The sequence below is a fragment of the Ulvibacterium sp. genome, from assembly GCF_028285715.1.
Classification (GTDB): domain Bacteria; phylum Bacteroidota; class Bacteroidia; order Flavobacteriales; family Flavobacteriaceae; genus Ulvibacterium.
In genome coordinates this window covers 498600-517252 of the sequence record NZ_JANQOO010000021.1, presented here as the reverse complement: position 1 = coordinate 517252, position 18653 = coordinate 498600, and the positions used below count along the sequence as shown (strand labels likewise).

At 42.6% G+C, this 18653-nt stretch carries 15 protein-coding genes; 2 read left to right on the top strand and 13 right to left on the bottom strand.

The window, feature by feature from the left end; all coding sequences use genetic code 11:
• Positions 1 to 301: 301 nt before the first annotated feature.
• The 13 genes from Q0993_RS16240 to Q0993_RS16180 all read right to left on the bottom strand — a co-directional run bounded on the left by Q0993_RS16240 (position 302) and on the right by Q0993_RS16180 (position 15768).
• On the bottom strand, positions 302 to 1054 hold the full coding sequence (locus Q0993_RS16240; RefSeq protein WP_299534983.1) for a shikimate dehydrogenase: 753 nt from the start codon (positions 1052 to 1054) through the stop codon (positions 302 to 304).
• Positions 1026 to 2045 carry a DUF368 domain-containing protein gene (locus Q0993_RS16235; protein ID WP_299534982.1) on the bottom strand — a complete coding sequence of 340 codons (1020 nt, stop codon included), beginning with the start codon at positions 2043 to 2045 and terminating at the stop codon, positions 1026 to 1028. Before Q0993_RS16235 ends, Q0993_RS16240 begins: the two co-directional genes overlap by 29 nt.
• A gap of 12 nt (positions 2046 to 2057) precedes the next feature.
• Positions 2058 to 2972 (bottom strand): DUF368 domain-containing protein, encoded by a 915-nt coding sequence (locus Q0993_RS16230; RefSeq protein WP_299534981.1) that lies wholly within the window; start codon positions 2970 to 2972, stop codon positions 2058 to 2060.
• Positions 2973 to 3000: 28 nt separating this feature from the next.
• Entirely contained in the window at positions 3001 to 4401 is a 1401-nt protein-coding gene (locus Q0993_RS16225; RefSeq protein ID WP_299534980.1) for a tetratricopeptide repeat protein, read from the bottom strand.
• A 97-nt stretch (positions 4402 to 4498) separates the two neighbouring features.
• Entirely contained in the window at positions 4499 to 5680 is a 1182-nt protein-coding gene (locus Q0993_RS16220) for an aspartate aminotransferase family protein (protein WP_299534979.1), read from the bottom strand.
• Between the two features lie 26 nt (positions 5681 to 5706).
• Positions 5707 to 7413, bottom strand: a complete 1707-nt coding sequence (locus Q0993_RS16215; protein WP_299534977.1) for an OstA-like protein — start codon at positions 7411 to 7413, stop codon at positions 5707 to 5709.
• Positions 7414 to 7583: 170 nt separating this feature from the next.
• Positions 7584 to 8924, bottom strand: coding sequence for a Gfo/Idh/MocA family oxidoreductase (locus Q0993_RS16210; protein WP_299534975.1), 1341 nt, complete (start codon positions 8922 to 8924; stop codon positions 7584 to 7586).
• 13 nt (positions 8925 to 8937) lie between these two features.
• On the bottom strand, positions 8938 to 9609 hold the full coding sequence (locus Q0993_RS16205; protein ID WP_299534973.1) for a DUF1080 domain-containing protein: 672 nt from the start codon (positions 9607 to 9609) through the stop codon (positions 8938 to 8940).
• A 28-nt stretch (positions 9610 to 9637) separates the two neighbouring features.
• Entirely contained in the window at positions 9638 to 10909 is a 1272-nt protein-coding gene (locus tag Q0993_RS16200; RefSeq protein WP_299534970.1) for an adenylosuccinate synthase, read from the bottom strand.
• An 11-nt stretch (positions 10910 to 10920) separates the two neighbouring features.
• Entirely contained in the window at positions 10921 to 11376 is a 456-nt protein-coding gene (locus Q0993_RS16195) for a Fur family transcriptional regulator (protein ID WP_299534967.1), read from the bottom strand.
• 44 nt (positions 11377 to 11420) lie between these two features.
• Positions 11421 to 13625 carry a RelA/SpoT family protein gene (locus Q0993_RS16190; RefSeq protein WP_299534965.1) on the bottom strand — a complete coding sequence of 735 codons (2205 nt, stop codon included), beginning with the start codon at positions 13623 to 13625 and terminating at the stop codon, positions 11421 to 11423.
• Positions 13626 to 13669: 44 nt separating this feature from the next.
• The gene (locus tag Q0993_RS16185) at positions 13670 to 14896 is read right to left on the bottom strand and encodes a M48 family metallopeptidase (protein WP_299534962.1); all 1227 of its coding nucleotides are present in this window, start codon (positions 14894 to 14896) and stop codon (positions 13670 to 13672) included.
• A gap of 62 nt (positions 14897 to 14958) precedes the next feature.
• Positions 14959 to 15768 carry an RNA methyltransferase gene (locus Q0993_RS16180; RefSeq protein ID WP_299534961.1) on the bottom strand — a complete coding sequence of 270 codons (810 nt, stop codon included), beginning with the start codon at positions 15766 to 15768 and terminating at the stop codon, positions 14959 to 14961.
• A gap of 231 nt (positions 15769 to 15999) precedes the next feature.
• Between Q0993_RS16180 and Q0993_RS16175 the strand changes: the two genes are divergently transcribed.
• The gene (locus tag Q0993_RS16175) at positions 16000 to 16464 is read left to right on the top strand and encodes a (2Fe-2S)-binding protein (RefSeq protein WP_299534960.1); all 465 of its coding nucleotides are present in this window, start codon (positions 16000 to 16002) and stop codon (positions 16462 to 16464) included.
• 16 nt (positions 16465 to 16480) lie between these two features.
• Entirely contained in the window at positions 16481 to 18652 is a 2172-nt protein-coding gene (locus tag Q0993_RS16170) for a molybdopterin cofactor-binding domain-containing protein (protein WP_299534959.1), read from the top strand.
• Position 18653: the final 1 nt, after the last annotated feature.

The following is an 18653-nucleotide window of genomic DNA, read 5'->3' as shown; positions in this document are numbered from 1 at the left end:
CCTCTACATTTTCCTGTAGTTCCTGGTCTTTCCCTTCCAACATGGTCAATAGTTTTGGGTTTTGCAAACAATTGCTATGGTTAAGATACTAACAACCTGAATAACCGCAAAAATTATGGAAGGTTTCTTTAGTAAGGCGAACCTGGAATACTTCTTACCCTTAACCGACACGCTCATCAGAAGGGTTTTACATTACAACCTGTTTTTATCTTCTATCTTTCCAAGATAATTGTCCGCATATAAACTCAGAAGGTATAGGAAAGAAACGAATTGCCAAAACAGGGATAAATAGGAACCAAGATTAGCCATTCCAAATTTCCCAAGCCTTTTCCGCTTGAAGTTCCAACATACGGAGGCCATTGCATATGGTCGCTCCCCGGGATTCCCCTTCCAACAAAAATGCGGTTTTGGCCGGATTGTAAATGAGATCATATAATAAATGCCCTTTATTTAGACACTCGTAGGGAAGGGCAGGTTTTTGCTTTATATTGGGATAGGTGCCCAATGGAGTACAATTGACGATTACCTGGTGCTGTTGCAGAATGTCCTTGTCGATGTCTTTATATCCAAGTTGGGTATGGATTGGATTTCGGGATACAAAGCGAAACGTAATTCCCAACTGCCCAAGAACAAAGGCTACTGCTTTGGAAGCCCCACCAGTTCCCAATATCAAGGCACTGCCATGATGCTTTGCAAGAAAGGGTTCCAAGGACTTTTGAAATCCGTGTGCATCGGTATTGTATCCGATTAATTCCCTACCCTTTAATTTAATGGTGTTAACGGCACCGATTTGCTTTGCAGTATCATCTATTCCGGTTAAAAAGGGCATTACTTCTTCCTTGTACGGAATAGTTATGTTTAAGCCCATTAGTCCTTTAGTATGACGGATTATTTCAGGGAATTCTTCGATATGTTGCAGGTCAAAATTTTCATAAGAATGGTTATCCAAGCCCATATCAGTAAACTTTTGGGCAAAGTATCCTCTGGAGAACGAGTAGGAAATGTTTTTTCCTACCAAGCCATACCTATTTATTTTGTTTCCTGTATTCGCCATACCACTCCAGTGCCAATAAAACAAAAATTCCTAAGATCACAAAGAAAAAGGCCCACCAAGTTTCCGGGTTTCCAAAATCCGGAAAGTACCGCTCGTAATTCACAATAATCGGCTTCCCGTTAGAATCCAAATACATCTCTCCAAGGGCATCCGTTTTGAACATTGTTCTCTTCCATGGCCATACCACGCCTAGGGAGCCCGTAATAAAACCAATAATGACCGCTGTTGTCATATGCTTGTAGTGTTTGAGCACGTAACTGAGGATATGGGAGAGGGTTACCAATCCAGCTGCGGATCCAGTGGTGAAAACGGCCAGAATGGTAAGCGTGTCCAGCCGTTCTTCGTTTTTCATAAAGCTAAAGTCACCCTTAATTACCTCGGCCAATGTGTCGTAAAGGGCATTTACGGAATCGACGAGTAAAAGCACATAATTTCCTAGTAATATCAAAATAAACGAACCAGAAAGTCCCGGTAAGGTCATTCCGGAAACACTTATCATTCCGCATAAAAAAATGAATATTAAATTGTCATTTTCCCTAGCCGGACTCAAAAAACTAATAGAAATACCTACAAGAAGCCCTAGGATACCTGTTGGAATGGTCCTTTTGTTCCAGTGGCCGAAATCTTTGGAGATGTAATAAATGGATCCCAAAATCATTCCAAAAAACGCGGCCCAGACAAAGAGTTCCTTGCGTTCCAAAAAATAGTCGAGCAATTTTGAAACGCTGAAATAGCTGACCAACATTCCGAATATGAGGAGCGATAGAAATTGACCGTTTACATACTGATAAAAACTTTTGAATCTGCCATTGAACAACAGTTTAAACGCCTTCCCATTTATTTTTTGCAGTGAATAGATGAATTCTTCATAGAAGCCCCCCACAAAGGCCACAATTCCCCCAGAAACCCCAGGTACTTTATTTGCGGCACCCATAAAAAGCCCCTTTAGAACCAGGAATACCTTATCCGTAAATGTTCTAGGGTTGTACATAAGGAATAGGGCTCATTTTTTCGAGGCCGTTTTTTCCAGGATAAAAATAAGGGAAAAACCAACGAGGGCGGCAATTGCGGCCGGTATTATTTGATTGTCTCCCTCAAACAAAAATGGGGATACATTTTCATCCAGGACTATGGTCTTGTTAGCAATTTGCTTTGTTTCCAAAACTTTTTTCCAGGGCCATATTTTATTTAAAGAGCCTAAAATAAAACCCGTTAAAATAGCCAAAGTTATATTCTTGTAATGGTCGAACATCCATTTTAAAAGTCGTGCGAAACTCAAGAGCCCAAAGATTACACCTAAGGTGACCGTTATAAGTATTTTGAAATTTTTGTCGTCCACAGCATCCAAAACAGTCTTGTACGAACCTAAAAGAACCAAAATAAAGGAACCTGAAATACCAGGCAAGATCATGGCACAAACGGCCAATGCCCCGGAAAAAAACAAATAGGGGAGGCTATCCGTATTTTGTGAAGGTGGGAGGCCAGTTATGAAATAGGCGACAATGGCACCGCATAACAGTAAAAAAATGGTCATTGCCCCCCATTTTTGTATAGCTTTTGCCACAAACAAGACACTAGCCAAAACCAGCCCAAAAAAGAAGGACCACAAGGGGATAGGTTCATTTTCCAAAAGCCAGCTGATCAATTTGGAGAATGAAAAAATGCTAACCAGCATTCCTAGAAATAGTATGACCAAGAAGTTACCATTCAATTTTTGCCAAAAAGCCTTAAAACCTTCTTTTCGCCAAACACCTATCAAACTAGGGTGCACATTGTTGATGGAAGCGATTAGTTCCTCGTAGATACCAGCGACAAAAGCTATCGTTCCCCCAGAGACTCCTGGCACAAGTTCGGCCACACCCATAGCCATTCCCTTTAATCCGATAATAAAGTATTGGAAGAGGCTTCTATTTTCCATAGGGACAAAAAGGACAAAAGTAGCTTTTTTATCTCGAAGCCCTTTTACAATTGGAGATTATATCATGTATCCACCCCAAATGTTGGAATTCTGCAAACTCCTTTTCGAAGAGGTATAACTTTTCAAAATTGGTATGTAATGCTTCCTTTAAACTTACCCTGGCATTTGCTATGTCCTGTGCCGACAGATATAATCCTGCCATTTTGTATTGAATTTCGGCACTTTCTGGATAAAACTCCTTTCCTTGCAACAAAACCTGTATTCCAGTCGGAATGTCATCATTTTTTAGTAATACATCTGCCCACTGGAGCCAAGTTTCCAGTTCATAATTGCCTAATTCTACGGTTTGTTTGAAGGCGAAGTCCGCCTGTTCATAATTATTGAGAAAGGCATTGATTAGAGCACATTTTTTCCAATAATGTGGGTTTTCCCCATCAATATTCAAAGCTTTGTTAATATAATACAAGGCTTTTTTATAGTTATGAAGTCTTGCGTAGAAATCGGTAATGGCCAACCAACCCTTATCTAGCAGCGGATCCTCGTGGACAGTCTGGTAGTAATAGTATTTTGCCATGTCGTTGTTACCCAGTTTTTCATGGCATTTGCCAATGCGTAAATAGGCATGGGAAGTGGGATCTTCGATTTTAACCGTTGTCTCGTAATTCTCAATGGCGTCTTTATATTTCCCTAATTTTTCAAGCACCTTGCCCTTTTCAAAATATGCCCCGATGAACGAATCGTCCGATATTATGGCAAAATCAAAGGCCGTCAATGCCTCTGGATACATTTCCTTGGTGAAGTATTGTTTGCCTAACTGATGCCAAGCCACTTCGCAATACGGATTGCGTTCCAGATAGTCGTTAAGGTAATGTATGGCCCCATCGTAATCCTCCAAAAACTCAAAACAATAGATAACATTGTACAGGGAAGAATAATCCTGCTCATCAAAATTGACGCATTTCATAAAGCTTTTCTGCGCCAATTTAAAATCATCCATAAAAAGGTATTCCATGCCCAATAGCGAATGGATATCAAAACTGTTTTCAGCCAACTCCAAAGCTTTCTGAAGCAATAATACCGCTGCTTCATGATTGTCCTTTTTGGAATGGATATTGGCCCTTTGGATGTAGATTTCTTCGTTATGGGCATCCAAGAGCTGAAGTTCGTCCAAAAGTTGTTCTGCCACCTCCAAATGGTTTTCGAAAACAAGAACCTCCACTTCCAAAAGCTTTAACTCAATGTTTCCCGGATGTTGCCGCAACCCTATTTTTATAGCCTTTTTGGCCAAGGCTATTTTGCCATGGTTGAGATAGTGATGTATGATTTCCTCAAAATCCTCCGCGTCAAAAAAGTAGATATCATCCGTTTTTAGCATGGACTCAAACTTGGCCACGGATTGGCCCGGTCTTTCGCTAGAATCTAACGCCATAGGCACGTTTTGATTAAACTATGGAATTAAAAGTAATCTTTTGAAGATACTTTTCATTCTCGATCTAGGCTATATTATTAACAAATTAGTTAACAAATTATTGCTCAAATGTTGTCAAAACCTCAAGGATAATCGCGCATCCTTTTTCTATTTCTTGTTTGGATATGGTAAGTGGCGGTGAAATCCTCACTGCTTTAGGTTCGAATAAAAGCCAGAAAAGTATCAACCCTCTTTTGGCACACTCCAGTACAACGTAACTGGCCATTTCCCCGCTTTCCATAATAAGGGCCAACAATAGACCTTTCCCCCTTATCTCATGTATAAGATGATGCCGTAGCAATTTTCTAAACAGCTTTTCCTTTACCAAGGTATCCTGAATCAAAGTGTTTTCCGAAATTTCCCGGAGTGTGGCCAAACAGGCCGAAGCGATTACAGCATTTCCTCCAAAGGTGGTAATGTGCCCCAATTTGGGACTTTCCTGCAAGGTGGCCATCATTTGCCTTGAAGCCGAAAAGCCACCGACAGGTAATCCGGATGCCATAGCTTTGCCCAATACCAAAATATCCGGGCTACAATTGTAGTGTTCAAAAGCGAAAAGTTTGCCTGTTCTTCCAAATCCCGGCTGAATCTCGTCCAATATTAACAAACTACCCGTTTGCTTACAACGTTCCCTTACCTTTTCCAGATAACCGTCCTTAGGAACGATGAATCCGGCACCACCCTGTATGGTTTCCAAAACAACCGCAGCAGTCTTTTCGGTAATTTTCCCAATGTCGGTTAAGGAATTGAATTGTATAAAACGAATATCGCCCAACAAAGGTCTAAAGGCGCTTTTTCTTTCTTCATAACCCATTAGGCTTAAACTCCCCATTGTATTTCCGTGGTAAGCGCCATGAGCTGCAATGATCTGTGTTCTCCCGGTATAACGTCTTGCCAATTTTAAGGCTCCTTCCATGGCTTCAGTTCCAGAATTGACCAAATACGTGGTCTCCAAGTGCGGTGGCAGTAAGGAAGCAAGTAATTTGGTATAGGCCACCGCCGGTTTTTGGATATACTCGCCATATACCATAACGTGCATATACTTTTCTACCTGCTCCTTTACGGCCCGAACTACTTTGGGGTGACAATGTCCCAGTCCACATGCGGATACCCCTGCCACAAAATCCAAATGTGCATTTCCACTGGAATCATAAATGTAGCTTCCCTTGGCATGCGATACTTCCAAACCTAAAGGATTCGGCGTGGTCTGTGCCTGGTATCTGAAAAAATCTTCTTTCATAATGCCTAACAAATCCGCGTTACAAATCAGTTTACTCTAACTTTTTGGACTTTAGGCCGGGTATTGGGCTCCGGGGCTTGCCCATTCGGGTCGGGTGGAATCTCGTTAACCGGATCCCCGGCATTTTTAGTACGGTTTTCCGCTTCTGCATCTATATCTATGGGGTTATCGATACCTTGAATGGTAACCAGTTGAATGTTATTGTCATCTTCATCAAAAATGTCGTCCTTGGTCATGATGCGTTCATCTCCGCGCCAGATAAATCCTTTTAACTTTCTACTTTCCTTGGGCAAATCTTTTTCTGGAAAGATATCGCCATCAGGGTTTACGAAAAAGGTAAGATCTTCCACATCGCTGTTTACCAAGGTCATCCGAATAGCACTGCATATGGTCTTATCGATTCCTAAGAGTTCATCATCATCATTGTACATATAGTATATTACCTCGGTGTTTTTAACCAGGTCAATAATCTTGAGTTCATTATCCTCGAACTGTCCGAATAAATCTTTTCCCTTGGCCTGATTGTACCCTTCCATACTAATACTGTCCAAGGAAATGATAAAGGCATTGTTGAGTACCTTTAGGGAATCCAACTTTTCGGTTTGCAAATCCGAAATTAGATGGATGCTATCCCCGGTCATCTGATTTTCACCGTTCCAGATTATGGGATCCCGGATAAGTTGGGTAAGTCCGGTCCTTTCTTCGGTGTGAATGGAGTCGCATTTTCCGCTCATATCGGTCTTGTAGAACCTAGCGTTTCGAAATGCCCTGGAAATACGATTTTCGGGTTTGCCCGTTACCATTAAGGTATCGCCATGAACATATAGCGAATCCTGCTCCATTAATGAAATGTATACGGCCCGTTTCGTAGCGAAAACAGAATCCCTTGCCTTGAATACTTCCGCATAATGGGCCCTAATGACTCCATTGTTTACCGTGTCCGTTACTTTGATATTGTTAGTGGCGGAAGCGAACTCCGTAGCCTTGTCAAAGAACACGCTATCACCTTCAATGATGCGGTTATTGTAATCTATCCTGGTATTTTTAATTCCGTAACCACTCTCTATTTTGGTATCATAGAATCCCCTTTCGCAATAGATTTTATATTCTTCTCCCGTTATGGTAGACGGTCCATACATGTACGCATTTTTGGAAGTTTCGTAATAATCCAGGCGCTCGGAATCCATTATGTACTGAGGGTTATCAATATGCACGCTATCCAGGAACTGGTATTTTTTCAGTTCCAAAAAATAGCGCCCTATCTCACTGGTCAAAGTGTTGGCTGAATCTACTACGGTACCGAAGCTATCGTAGTAGGATTCCTGTTTTTCCCGATCAAAATATAAGGTATCCGTACGAAGTGTGGTCTCCTGATTTTCCTGTTTATTTTCCAGAACAACGTTTTCCCATGCCTTTGCCAATTTGGTCTGGCCATCATAATCTATTTTTCCACTGGTCAATAACACGGAATCCCCTTGTTGTAACCTAATGTTGCCTATGGCCTTTAACCTGTTTTCCTTTTGGTAATGGATGGCTATATCACACCAAAGATCGGCACCTTCATGTTCAAACTGGACTTGCCTATCGTCTTTACTAAAAATGAAAGCACCGGGAAATTGTTCCTCATCCTTGGTGAAGTTGGCCCCATAGACGATGTTGATTTGCTTACTCTGAACGCTGTCCTGTACCTCGGAACTATCCTGCGACCAGACATTTCCGAAAAAAAATAACATCGTTAAATAAGGAACTAGTTTATGCAAACTCAAATTTTGCCCAAAAATAGGATTTTTTCAACGACGACCCCCAGGGATTAGGATAGATTTAATACCGTTCAATTTTAAGCAATAAAGCCTGGATTCAATTTTGACCGACGGATACCATATGAATTACCTATGGGCCAGTACTAAAAATCCCTATAGGCCGATTCCAAATACTGATTGGCTTCTTCTTCGGAGAACTTGGCCGCTTTGGCATCCCAATGCAAGGTCTTGTTCGGAAAACGCCCTGCAATAACCCCAAGAAGTATGGTTTCGGTCAATCGGGAAGCGTAAGAAAATGGAGCACTACACTCCGCTGTTCCAAGGCAGGCATCCACAAATTGGTGGTAATGCTTTTTGCCTTCGGACGCATAGTCCCTTACCGGCGCGCCCAAGTTAAAGGATTCAATGTCCATTTCTTTGTACTTGCCATCCACTATCAATTGGGGAAGCTTCTGAAAATGGGGAAGATACAGCTTTCCCTTTTCCCCCAAGAACATGGCCCCTTGATCATGAAGTTTCTCTCCATTGGGCAATTCCAGGTCTTTATGTTTCTCAGGTGCTCCCGGGCCATCGTACCATATCCATTTTAGCGTTTTGTCCGTATATTTTGTTCCTGGAAATTTGTAAGTGACTATGTTGTTCTGAGGGTAGGCAAACCCGTTAGGTTCCCTACACTCATTCTTTATGGTTTTTGGCACATCCAACTCAAGGGCATTATATGGGGTATCAAAAATATGTACGCCCATATCTCCCAAGGTACCGCAACCATAATCCATTAATTTTCTCCAATTGACGGGATGGTAAAAATCTTTCTTATAGGGTCTTTCCGCCGAGGTTCCCAACCAAAGATTCCAATCCAAAGTGTCCGGAACCGGATCTACGCTTTGGGGTGCAGACCCATCATATCCCCAGTTTTTGGGAGACCATGCCCTTACGGTATGTACTTTTCCAATGATTCCGGATTGGATCAAGAGTGTTGCTAATTTGTAATCGTAAAAAGAATGCACCTGAATGCCCATTTGGGTAACCAAATTCTTTTCTGCGGCCAACTTTTTCATCGCCCTAGCCTCGGAAACATGGTGTGTCAACGGTTTTTGGCAATATACAGGTTTGTCCATTCCCATGGCCAACATAGAGGCTGGTGCATGGGTATGGTCCGGGGTGGAAACGATAACGGCGTCGATTTCATTTGCCATTTCACGTAGCATAAGCCGGTAATCGGAATACGTCCTGGCATTTGGATGAAGTTTAAGCGCGGCAGCCAATCGCTTCGAATCTACATCACATAATGCGGTGACATCTACTAGCTTATGTGAGGATATGGCTTTTAAATCTTCCATGCCCATACCTCCAACTCCAATATGTGCTGTGCGCAAACGTCCCTTATTGACCAATTTCCCGACTAGGGAGGGGGTTAATGCCACGCCTAAAATTCCTAGGCCACTCTTCTTAACAAATTCCCTGCGATTCGTTTTATTGCTCATAATGCCTTAAAGTTTACTTTTTGGTAAGATCCTTTATACGAATATTCCGAAAACGAACTACATCACCATGTCCTAAAAAACCGATATGTCCTTTGTTTCGTTGCAATCCTGGATGGTCTTTTTTGTCCATCGTACCATTTTTGCTGGCTTCAAGAAAATCGGAATCGACTATGGTGGTTCCGTTTAAATTGATTTTTATAGAAGAACCCTTGACAATCACTTCCTGTTGGTTCCATTCGCCAACAGGCTTTAAAAAACCACGTTTAGCTGGAATCACGCCATAAACCGACCCATGATATTGGTAAGGTTGCAGTTCCGCATACTTTTCCGCCGTGTTGTCTAAAATTTGGAGTTCTTTACCCGTATAAGCTGCGTCTCCTTCCAACGGTGCGTGGATGCCTAACCCATTATTGGCTCCCGGGGTCAACTGAAATTCAAATCGGAAAATGAAATCACTGTACTCCTCCTTGGTAAATAAGTTTCCACCACTACCGCCACCGTTGGGATCTACAATGATCATACCATCTTCGGCCCTATAGGATTCTTTATTGCCGACCCAACCCTCCATATTTTCGCCATTAAAGAGATTGGTAAAGCCCTTATCTACTATTTTTTGGCTGGTGCAGGAAATGGAAGCAAAGACGCAAACAACCAAGACAATTCTTAAAATACGATTTTTATCCATGTGAAGTGATTTGTCAATTCGTATGTTTCTAACGATGTATTGTCTGCGTTCTATCCGGCCCAACGGAAACAATTTTGATGGGTACTTGTAACTCTTGCTCCAAAAACTCAATATACGCATGCAAGGTTTTTGGAAGTTGGTCCGCCTTTTCCATTTGGGTGAGATCTTTTTCCCAGCCTTCCATTTCCGAATAGATCGGCGTTACGTTTTCGGTTTCAATGTTATAGGGTAAATGTTGAATTTCCTTGCCCTTGTAGTTGTAGGCCGTACAAACTTTTATTTTCTTAAAACCGCTTAATACATCGGCCTTCATCATCATCAATTCGGTTACACCATTGATTCGGACCGCATATTTAAGGGCCACAAGATCTAACCAACCACATCGCCTTGGTCTGCCTGTAGTGGCTCCGAACTCATTGCCTACCCGTCCCATGGTCTCCCCATCTTGGTCAAACAGTTCTGTTGGGAAAGGACCGCTTCCTACTCTTGTGGTATACGCCTTAAAAATACCCTTTACATCGCCTATCTTATTAGGTGCAACACCCAATCCCGTACAGGCCCCTGCTGCCGTGGTGTTGGAGGAGGTTACGTAAGGATAGGTCCCAAAATCGATATCCAACAAGGATCCTTGGGCACCTTCGGCCAATATTTTTTTTCCTTTTGATTGTGCTTGGAAAAGATAATCCTCGCTATCGATGAACTGTAGTTTCCGAAGTGTCTCAACAGCATTCAGGAATTCGGTCTCGAGCTCTTTAAGATCGTACTCGATGTCCACGTTATAAAAGGCGATCATGGCTTCGTGCTTATCGGCCAAGGCCCTATATTTTTCTTTCCAGCCATCCAGTTCCAAATCCCCGATACGCATACCGTTACGCCCGGTTTTGTCCATATAGGTGGGGCCTATTCCCTTTAAGGTAGAACCTATTTTTGCTTTTCCCTTCGCGGCTTCCGAAGCTGCATCCAAGAGCCTATGGGTTGGTAAAATGAGGTGAGCCTTTCGGGAAATCAACAGTTTTGAATGGAAATCTATATTGAATTTCCCCAACGCATCCAACTCCTTTTTGAAAATCACAGGATCTATGACTACCCCGTTACCGACAATATTGACGGCGTTTTTGTGAAAAATTCCCGATGGAATGGTGTGCAATACATGCTTTATTCCATCAAATTCCAATGTATGTCCTGCGTTTGGCCCACCTTGAAAACGGGCTATGATATCATAATTTTTCGTCAGTACGTCTACAATTTTTCCTTTTCCTTCGTCACCCCATTGTAGGCCTAACAATAAATCTACCGCCATGTATGCTTTGGTTAGTTGTTTGAGTTTTCTTCTTGGTTTTTCGTGCCATAAAAGTAAAGCGAGTGCGTATTTATCTTGATGTCGAAAACCTCCTCAATAGTCTTTTTGATAGATTGAATTCTGGGATCGCAAAACTCCATGACTTCTCCGGTGTCCGTAAGGATAACGTGATCATGTTGTCGATCAAAATAGGATTTCTCATATTGGGCTTGATTTTTCCCGAATTGATGCTTTCGCACCAGTTTGCAATCCAACAAGAGTTCAATGGTATTGTACAAGGTAGCCCGACTCACCCTATACTTTTTATTTTTCATATTGATGTACAGGGATTCAATATCAAAATGGTCGTCACTATCGTAAATTTCTTGGAGTATGGCGTATCTTTCCGGGGTTTTCCGATGCCCGTTTTCTTCTAGAAAAGTGGTAAAAACACTTTTTACTATTTCTTGATTCTTATTCGGAGTCATTACAATTTTCCAACACTGCTAAACCACAAAGGTACATTTAAAATTTAAATTCGTGTTACTTTGTCAATGCCTTCTATGCGCTTTAAATTGGTAATCAATTTCTTAAGGATACCATTATTTTTGACCACTACGGTAATACTTCCCGTAAAGGTGCCACCTTCCGTACTAAAGTTAAGATTACGCATATTTACGTGCATCTCATCCGAGATGACATCCGTAATCTCACTGACAAGTCCCAGGTTATCGATTCCAGTAAGCCGAATTTCGGATTTGAACTCTTCTTGGGTGGAATCTATCCATTTGGCGCTTATTATACGGTACGCATAATTGGACTGAAGTGATATGGCATTGGGACAGTTCTTTTTATGCACTTTTATACCCTCATTGACACTGATAAAACCAAAGACTTCATCGCCGGGTATAGGATTGCAACACTTGGATAGTTTATAATCCAACTTCTCTTCATCCTTTCCAAATACGAGTACGTCATATTTGGAGGTAATCTCATCCTTGTCAATATCCTCAGGGACGGAGTGCCGACGGATTTTATTTTTGAAGAAACTAATAAAGGCATTGCTATATGAAGAGGCAAATTCCTTGATTTTTTGATTGTCTATGGCCCCGATCCCAACTCGATAGAACAAATCCAGACTGGTCTTGAGTTTAAAATAAATGACCATTTTATTAACCACATCCTCGCTTAGGGTAACCTTTTGAGATTTCAGCTTTCGTCGCAATACTTCCTTGCCTTCTTGGGCAATACTCTTCTTTTCCTCCCGTAGGGACGATTTTATTTTGGCCCTTGCCCTAGCCGTAGTGGCATAGTCCAACCAATTCTGATTGGGTTTGGCCTGATCCGAGGTTATAATTTCTACCTGATCTCCACTATTTAGCGTTGTGTTCAGGGGAACCAATTTGCCATTTACCCGGGCACCCCGGGTGCGCATACCCACCTCGGTATGGATGTTAAAGGCAAAATCCAAGGGTGTGGCTCCCTTAGGAAGCGACTTAAGTTCGCCCTTTGGCGTAAAAACGAAGATTTCCTTGGAATAGAGATTCAATTTAAACTCCTCTACAAAATCCACAGCACTGCCATTGGAATTTTCCAAAGCTTCCTGAAGACGGTTCAACCACACTTCTATACCTTGTTCCCTTTGTTCCCCATGTTTGTACTTAAAGTGGGCGGCATATCCCTTTTCCGCAATTTCATGCATACGTTCACTGCGTATCTGTACCTCTACCCAGTTCCCTTGAGGTCCCATTACCGTGATATGAAGGGCTTCATAACCTGTGGATTTTGGAGAGGAAATCCAGTCCCGTAACCGAACCGGGTTAGGCGTGAAATGATCGGTTACAATGGAATAAATTTTCCAGGCCAGGAATTTTTCGTTCTGCTTGTCGGACTTGTAAATGATTCGGATGGCGAACTTGTCATAAATCTCATCGAAGGAGACATTTTGGGTCTTCATCTTCTTCCGAATGGAAAAGATAGATTTCATCCTGCCCTTGATATAATAGTTGAGACCTTCCTTTTTCAATGATTTATCGATGATGTTCGAAAAGGCATCGATATAATCCTGCTGCTCGACCTTGGAATCCTCTATCTTTTCCGAAATATCCTGATAGACTTCTGGCTCCGTATACTTTAGGCTAAGGTCCTCCAATTCGGTCTTTATATTGTAAAGTCCGATGCGATGGGCCAAGGGAGCGTAGATATAAAGTGTTTCCGACGCCATTTTAACCTGCTTGTGCTCCGGCATGGCATCCAAGGTGAGCATATTGTGGTATCGATCTGCGATTTTTATGATGATGACCCGCACATCATCATGAAGTGTGAGCAGCATTTTCCTAAAATTCTCCGCCTGTTGGGAGATGTTCATGTCCTTTTTAAGGTGTGCTATTTTTGTAAGACCGTCCACAATGCGGGCCACGGTCTCCCCGAACATACGCTCTATGTCATCCAATGTATACTCGGTATCCTCTACAACATCATGCAATAGGGCAGAGGCAATGGAAACCGCATCAAGGCCTATTTCCGAAGCTACAATCTTCGCTACGGCTATAGGGTGAAAAATATAGGCTTCGCCCGACTTTCTCCGTTGATTTTTGTGCGCATCTACGGCTACCTCAAAGGCAGATCGTATCAGTTTTTTGTCATCATCGGACAAAGTCTGATAGCTTATGCGTAGCAATTCCTTGTATTGCTTGGCAATTTGTCTGTTCTCCTTTTCTATGGTGGCCTGCGTCATACTATATTAAAATTACCACAATCCTAACCAATACACAACAAAAACTATGCCTTTAAGTTGCGGATTCGGGCTATTAAAGGCGGATGGGAATAGTGGACAAAAACATAGGCGGGATGTGGGGTAAGGTTACTGAGACTTTTTTTGGACAGCTTTTTAAGGGAGCTGATGAGGGGCATGGCGGCAAAGGTACTTTTGGCATAATCATCCGCTTGAAATTCGAACTTTCGTGATAGATAGTTCATGACAAGGCCCGTAATTTCGGAAATTGGGCTGTATAGAATTCCAAAACCTATCAAGGCGGCATGAAAACTCGGTTCGGTGACACCTATGGCCAGGGACATATTGGGATTGTTGATAAAAAGTGAAAGGATAAATAACGTTAGGCCGGCCAGTAATAAGGATGCGAAAAGATTAAAGACAATATGTCTACGTTTGTAATGGCCTACCTCATGGGCCAAGACTGCCACAATTTCTTCTTCTTCCAAATCGTTGATCAAAGTGTCATACAGGGTAACCCGTTTTTCCCTTCCAAATCCAGAAAAGTACGCATTGGCCTTGGTAGATCTTTTGGAGCCGTCTATCACAAAAATATTTTTTAGCTCAAAACCTACCTGCCGCGCATAGGTCTCTATTTTCTGCTTGAGACTTCCCTGGGCCAAAAGGGTCTGCTTATTGAACAAAGGCACAATTAATCTACTGTAAAAGAGGTTCATAAAAACCGTAAAAATGGCTATCACCGCCCAGGCATAGATCCAAAAACCTGTACCCGCCCACTGAAAGAACCAAATTACGACAGCCAAGACCGCACCGCCCAGAACTGACATGAGCAACCATCCTTTTAGTTTATCGAAGACGAATGTACTTTTAGTGGTTTTGTTGAATCCGAATTTTTCCTCGATTACAAAGGTTTGATAATATGAAAAAGGAGTTGTGATCAAATCGCTGCCCATTAGAATAATGCCGAAAAACAAAAGAGCTTGAAATATGCTATTATTGGTAATTGATCTGGCGATAGAATCAATCCATTCAAACCCACCGAGGGTCAAAAAGCCTAAAGTAAGCAAAAGAGAAAATGTAGAACTCAACAGTCCAAATGAATAATTGGTTTTTTTGTAGGCCTGGGATTTTTGATATTCCTCGGCATCGAACAAATTTTCCAATTCTACCGGAACCGGATCACCATATTTTCGGGCGTTTAAGTAATCTAGGACCGTCTCAACAAGATATTGAACGATTAAAATGGTGATTATGATGTAATAAAGTATATTCATTTTTGGTTTGGTTTTCTACGGCCTAAAGTCTTGGTATTACATAAGCCTACAGAACGGAAGCCTTAAAAACCTCTTTGCCGCAAGCCTTCAAAGATAAGTATTGCCGCGGACACGGAAACGTTAAGGGAATCGATTTGCCCAGCCATAGGGATTAGAATGTTTTGATGGGAGTGCTCCAACCATTCCCTGGAAAGACCTGTGGCTTCCGTGCCGACAACAAGTGCCGAGGGTTTGGTGAAATCAACCAGGGTATATTTCCTGGAAGCGGTAAGCGCTGCACAAATGATGAAAATATTCAGTTTTTTAAGAAATGTTATAACATCGGCAGTGCTTCCCGTGGCAATTTGATTTGTAAAAACGGTCCCAACGCTAGAACGGATGATATTGGGATTGTAGATGTCGGTCTTGGGGTTGGCAATAATTACCGCATCCAGGTTAGCTGCATCTGCCGTTCGTAGCAAAGCACCAATATTCCCAGGTTTTTCCGGAGCCTCGGCTATGAGGATAAAAGGGTTTTCGTTGCTTAGCACAAGATCGTCCAGCGTATGGGACTTGTCCCTGGCAATGGCTAAAATGCCTTCAGTGGTCTCACGATAGGCCAGCTTTTTATAGATTTCATTGGAAATACTTACAAGGTCAGGTCGGGGCCTAACACTTTCAAGAGATCTTAAAAAAACTTCATCATTACAGAAATCGGGATGGATAAGCAGGGTGTCCAATTCATATTTTCCTTTCATGGCCAACTCCACTTCCTGTTTCCCCTCTAGAACAAATAGTCCGGTTTTTCTTCGCTCCCGGGATTTATCCTTAAGGGCCAAGACCCTTTTAACGAGTGGGTTCTGCACACTATTGATTTGTTTAACCTGATTCATCGGTATAAATGTAATGCAATCCGCTCAGTATTTGATGGGTTGTCCTGTTGGCTATGAACAATACCCTAAGAAGAGACGGAAACACGAGAGTCTTTAACATAAAAAAAGGTTAAAAAGCCCCTTTTGAAAATTGAACATACTATATTTTGATTAATTTAGACCTTAAGGTAATCTTTGGAATTCCTCCTCATTCCGGATACCATAACGGATTTTCAACGCAATACAAACAACATGCCAACGTACACCCTAAAAATTAACGGTGAAGATAGGTCCGTGGATGTTTCCTCGGATACTCCATTATTATGGGCTTTACGGGATCATATAGGTCTTGTGGGTACCAAATATGGTTGTGGAATAGGCCAATGTGGAGCCTGCAACGTCCATGTGGACGGAAACGCTATTCAAAGCTGCCTTATACCGGTAGCACAAATGGAGGGCAAAGCCATTACTACCATTGAGGGTCTTTCGGAAGATGGTACCCACCCTGTTCAAGAAGCCTGGAAAGAGGTAGATGTGCCCCAGTGTGGATATTGCCAAGCTGGGCAAATAATGACAGCTTCTTCCTTTTTGGACAAGAATCCCAATCCCACCGAGGATGAAATAAAAAGTGCCATGCATGGCAATATCTGCCGTTGTGCAGCTTACAATCGCATACAAAAGGCGGTTGCCCTCGCCGCAGAAAAAATGGGCGAGTAACTTTAAATCAGAAAACATGTCTACCATAATATCCAATTCATTTAGCAGAAGGGCCTTTTTACGTACCTCTTCCTTGGCCGGGGGAGGAATGCTTATAGGCCTCAATCTCTTCACCGCTTGCAAGGACGAAGTAAAAATGCCTGTGGACATTGCGAGCCTCAATTTCAATGATTTTAATGCCTTTATAAAAATTGCCGATAATGGAATGGTGACAATTTATTCGCCTAATCCTGAGATTGGACAGGGGGTAAAAACCTCCATGCCCATGATTATTGCCGAGGAACTTGACGTTCCCTGGGACCATGTGCATGTAGAGCAAGGCATATTGAATACCAAAGATTATACACGTCAGGTGGCCGGTGGAAGCCAATCCATTCGTCATGGATGGGATGCCCTAAGGCAAACCGGGGCCACAGCGAAGCAAATGTTAATCAATGCCGCCGCCGCCAAATGGGGTATTGACGCTTCCGAATGTTCCGCCAGTGAAGGAGTAATTACGAATACCAAAGGAGAAACCCTTGGTTATGGCGATGTGGTGGGGGAAGCTGCCAGTCTGGATGTCCCCGAAAAAGTTGAACTCAAGGATCCAAAGGATTATACGATTATAGGAACGGATGCCGGTAACGTGGATATTGATAAAATAATAACAGGAAAACCGCTCTTTGGGTTGGATTATAAAAGCGAAGGCATGGTGATTGCTTCTGTTTTACGACCTCCCGCATTCGGAAAAAAGTTAGAATCCTTTGACGATAGCTCGGCCAGAAAAATGGAGGGTGTAATCGATGTCATACGTTTTGGGGATTTCAAGGGCGTGGGTGACAAAGTAGCTGTTTTGGCGAACACCACCTGGCAAGCTATGAAGGCCAAGGAAGCTCTAAGCGCTGAATGGAGTGATGGCACACCGATGGAAAGTACATCCAACCACGACACAGTATTGACCGACCTATTGGATGGTAATGCTTTTGAAACGCTTCGAAAGGATGGGGATGTACAAAAAGCCTTTAGAAATGCGGATCAAGTTGTAGAGCGTACCTATGAATCACCCTTCTTGCCCCACAATTGTATGGAGCCGATGAATTTTTATGCCGATGTCTCGGCTAATAAGGTTCATTTGGTAGGTCCAATACAGACTCCTGAGCGTACCGCAGGACGAGTAGCAGAGCTGTTGGAACGAAATATTGAGGATGTTCATTTGGAAATGACCCGAATGGGCGGGGGATTTGGAAGAAGATTATACGGGGACTTTGTGTTGGAGGCCGCTGAAATATCCCATTTAGCAAAAAAGCCGGTCAAAGTGGTTTATTCCAGGGAGGACGATATGACGGCAGGAATCTACCGTCCGGCCATAAAATATCGTATCAAGGCTGCCTTAAAGGATGGTAAGATTACAGGTTACCATTTAAAGGAAGCATCCGTCAATAGCAATATGTATGGTCTTATACCGAACTTTTTTCCGGCAGGGGCCCTGGAAAATTATCAGGTAGACGTGGCCAAATATGATAGTAACATTACTACCGGGGCTTGGCGCGCACCCTATACCAATTTTCTTTCCTTTGCCGAGCAGAGCTTTTTTGATGAGATTGCCGAAACGTTGGGAATAGATCCGGTACAAATGCGCCTGGATATGCTCCAGAAGGTAAAGGGTACAACGGATGAGCGTATCCAATACTCAGCTGAGCGTATGGAGGATGTTATTAACCTCGCCGTTGAGAAATCCGGATATCGTAACCCGAAGGAAGGGGTCTATCAGGGCTTCTGCGCATATTATTGTCATAATACCCATGTAGCCGAAGTGGCGGACGTAGTAATTGAAAACAATACGCCTGTTGTAAAGAAAGTAACAGTAGCCGTGGATTGTGGAATTGTAGTTAACCCTTTGGGTGCATTGAATCAGATTGAAGGAGGTGTCGTTGATGGGGTAGGGCATTCCATGTATGGTAATTTTACATTTAAGGAGGGTACTCCGGAAATGAATAATTATGATAGGTATCGGCTTATTCGTATGAAGGAAGCTCCTAAGGTTGAGACCCATTTCGTGAAGAACACATTGAGCCCGACCGGACTTGGGGAACCGACATTGCCACCTGCAGGGGCTGCAGTTTCCATCGCGATGAAAAAGGCGACAGGTAACCGAATTTACCGACAACCCTTTGTGGCCAACATGGCGGAAAAGGAAATTATTGGATAGT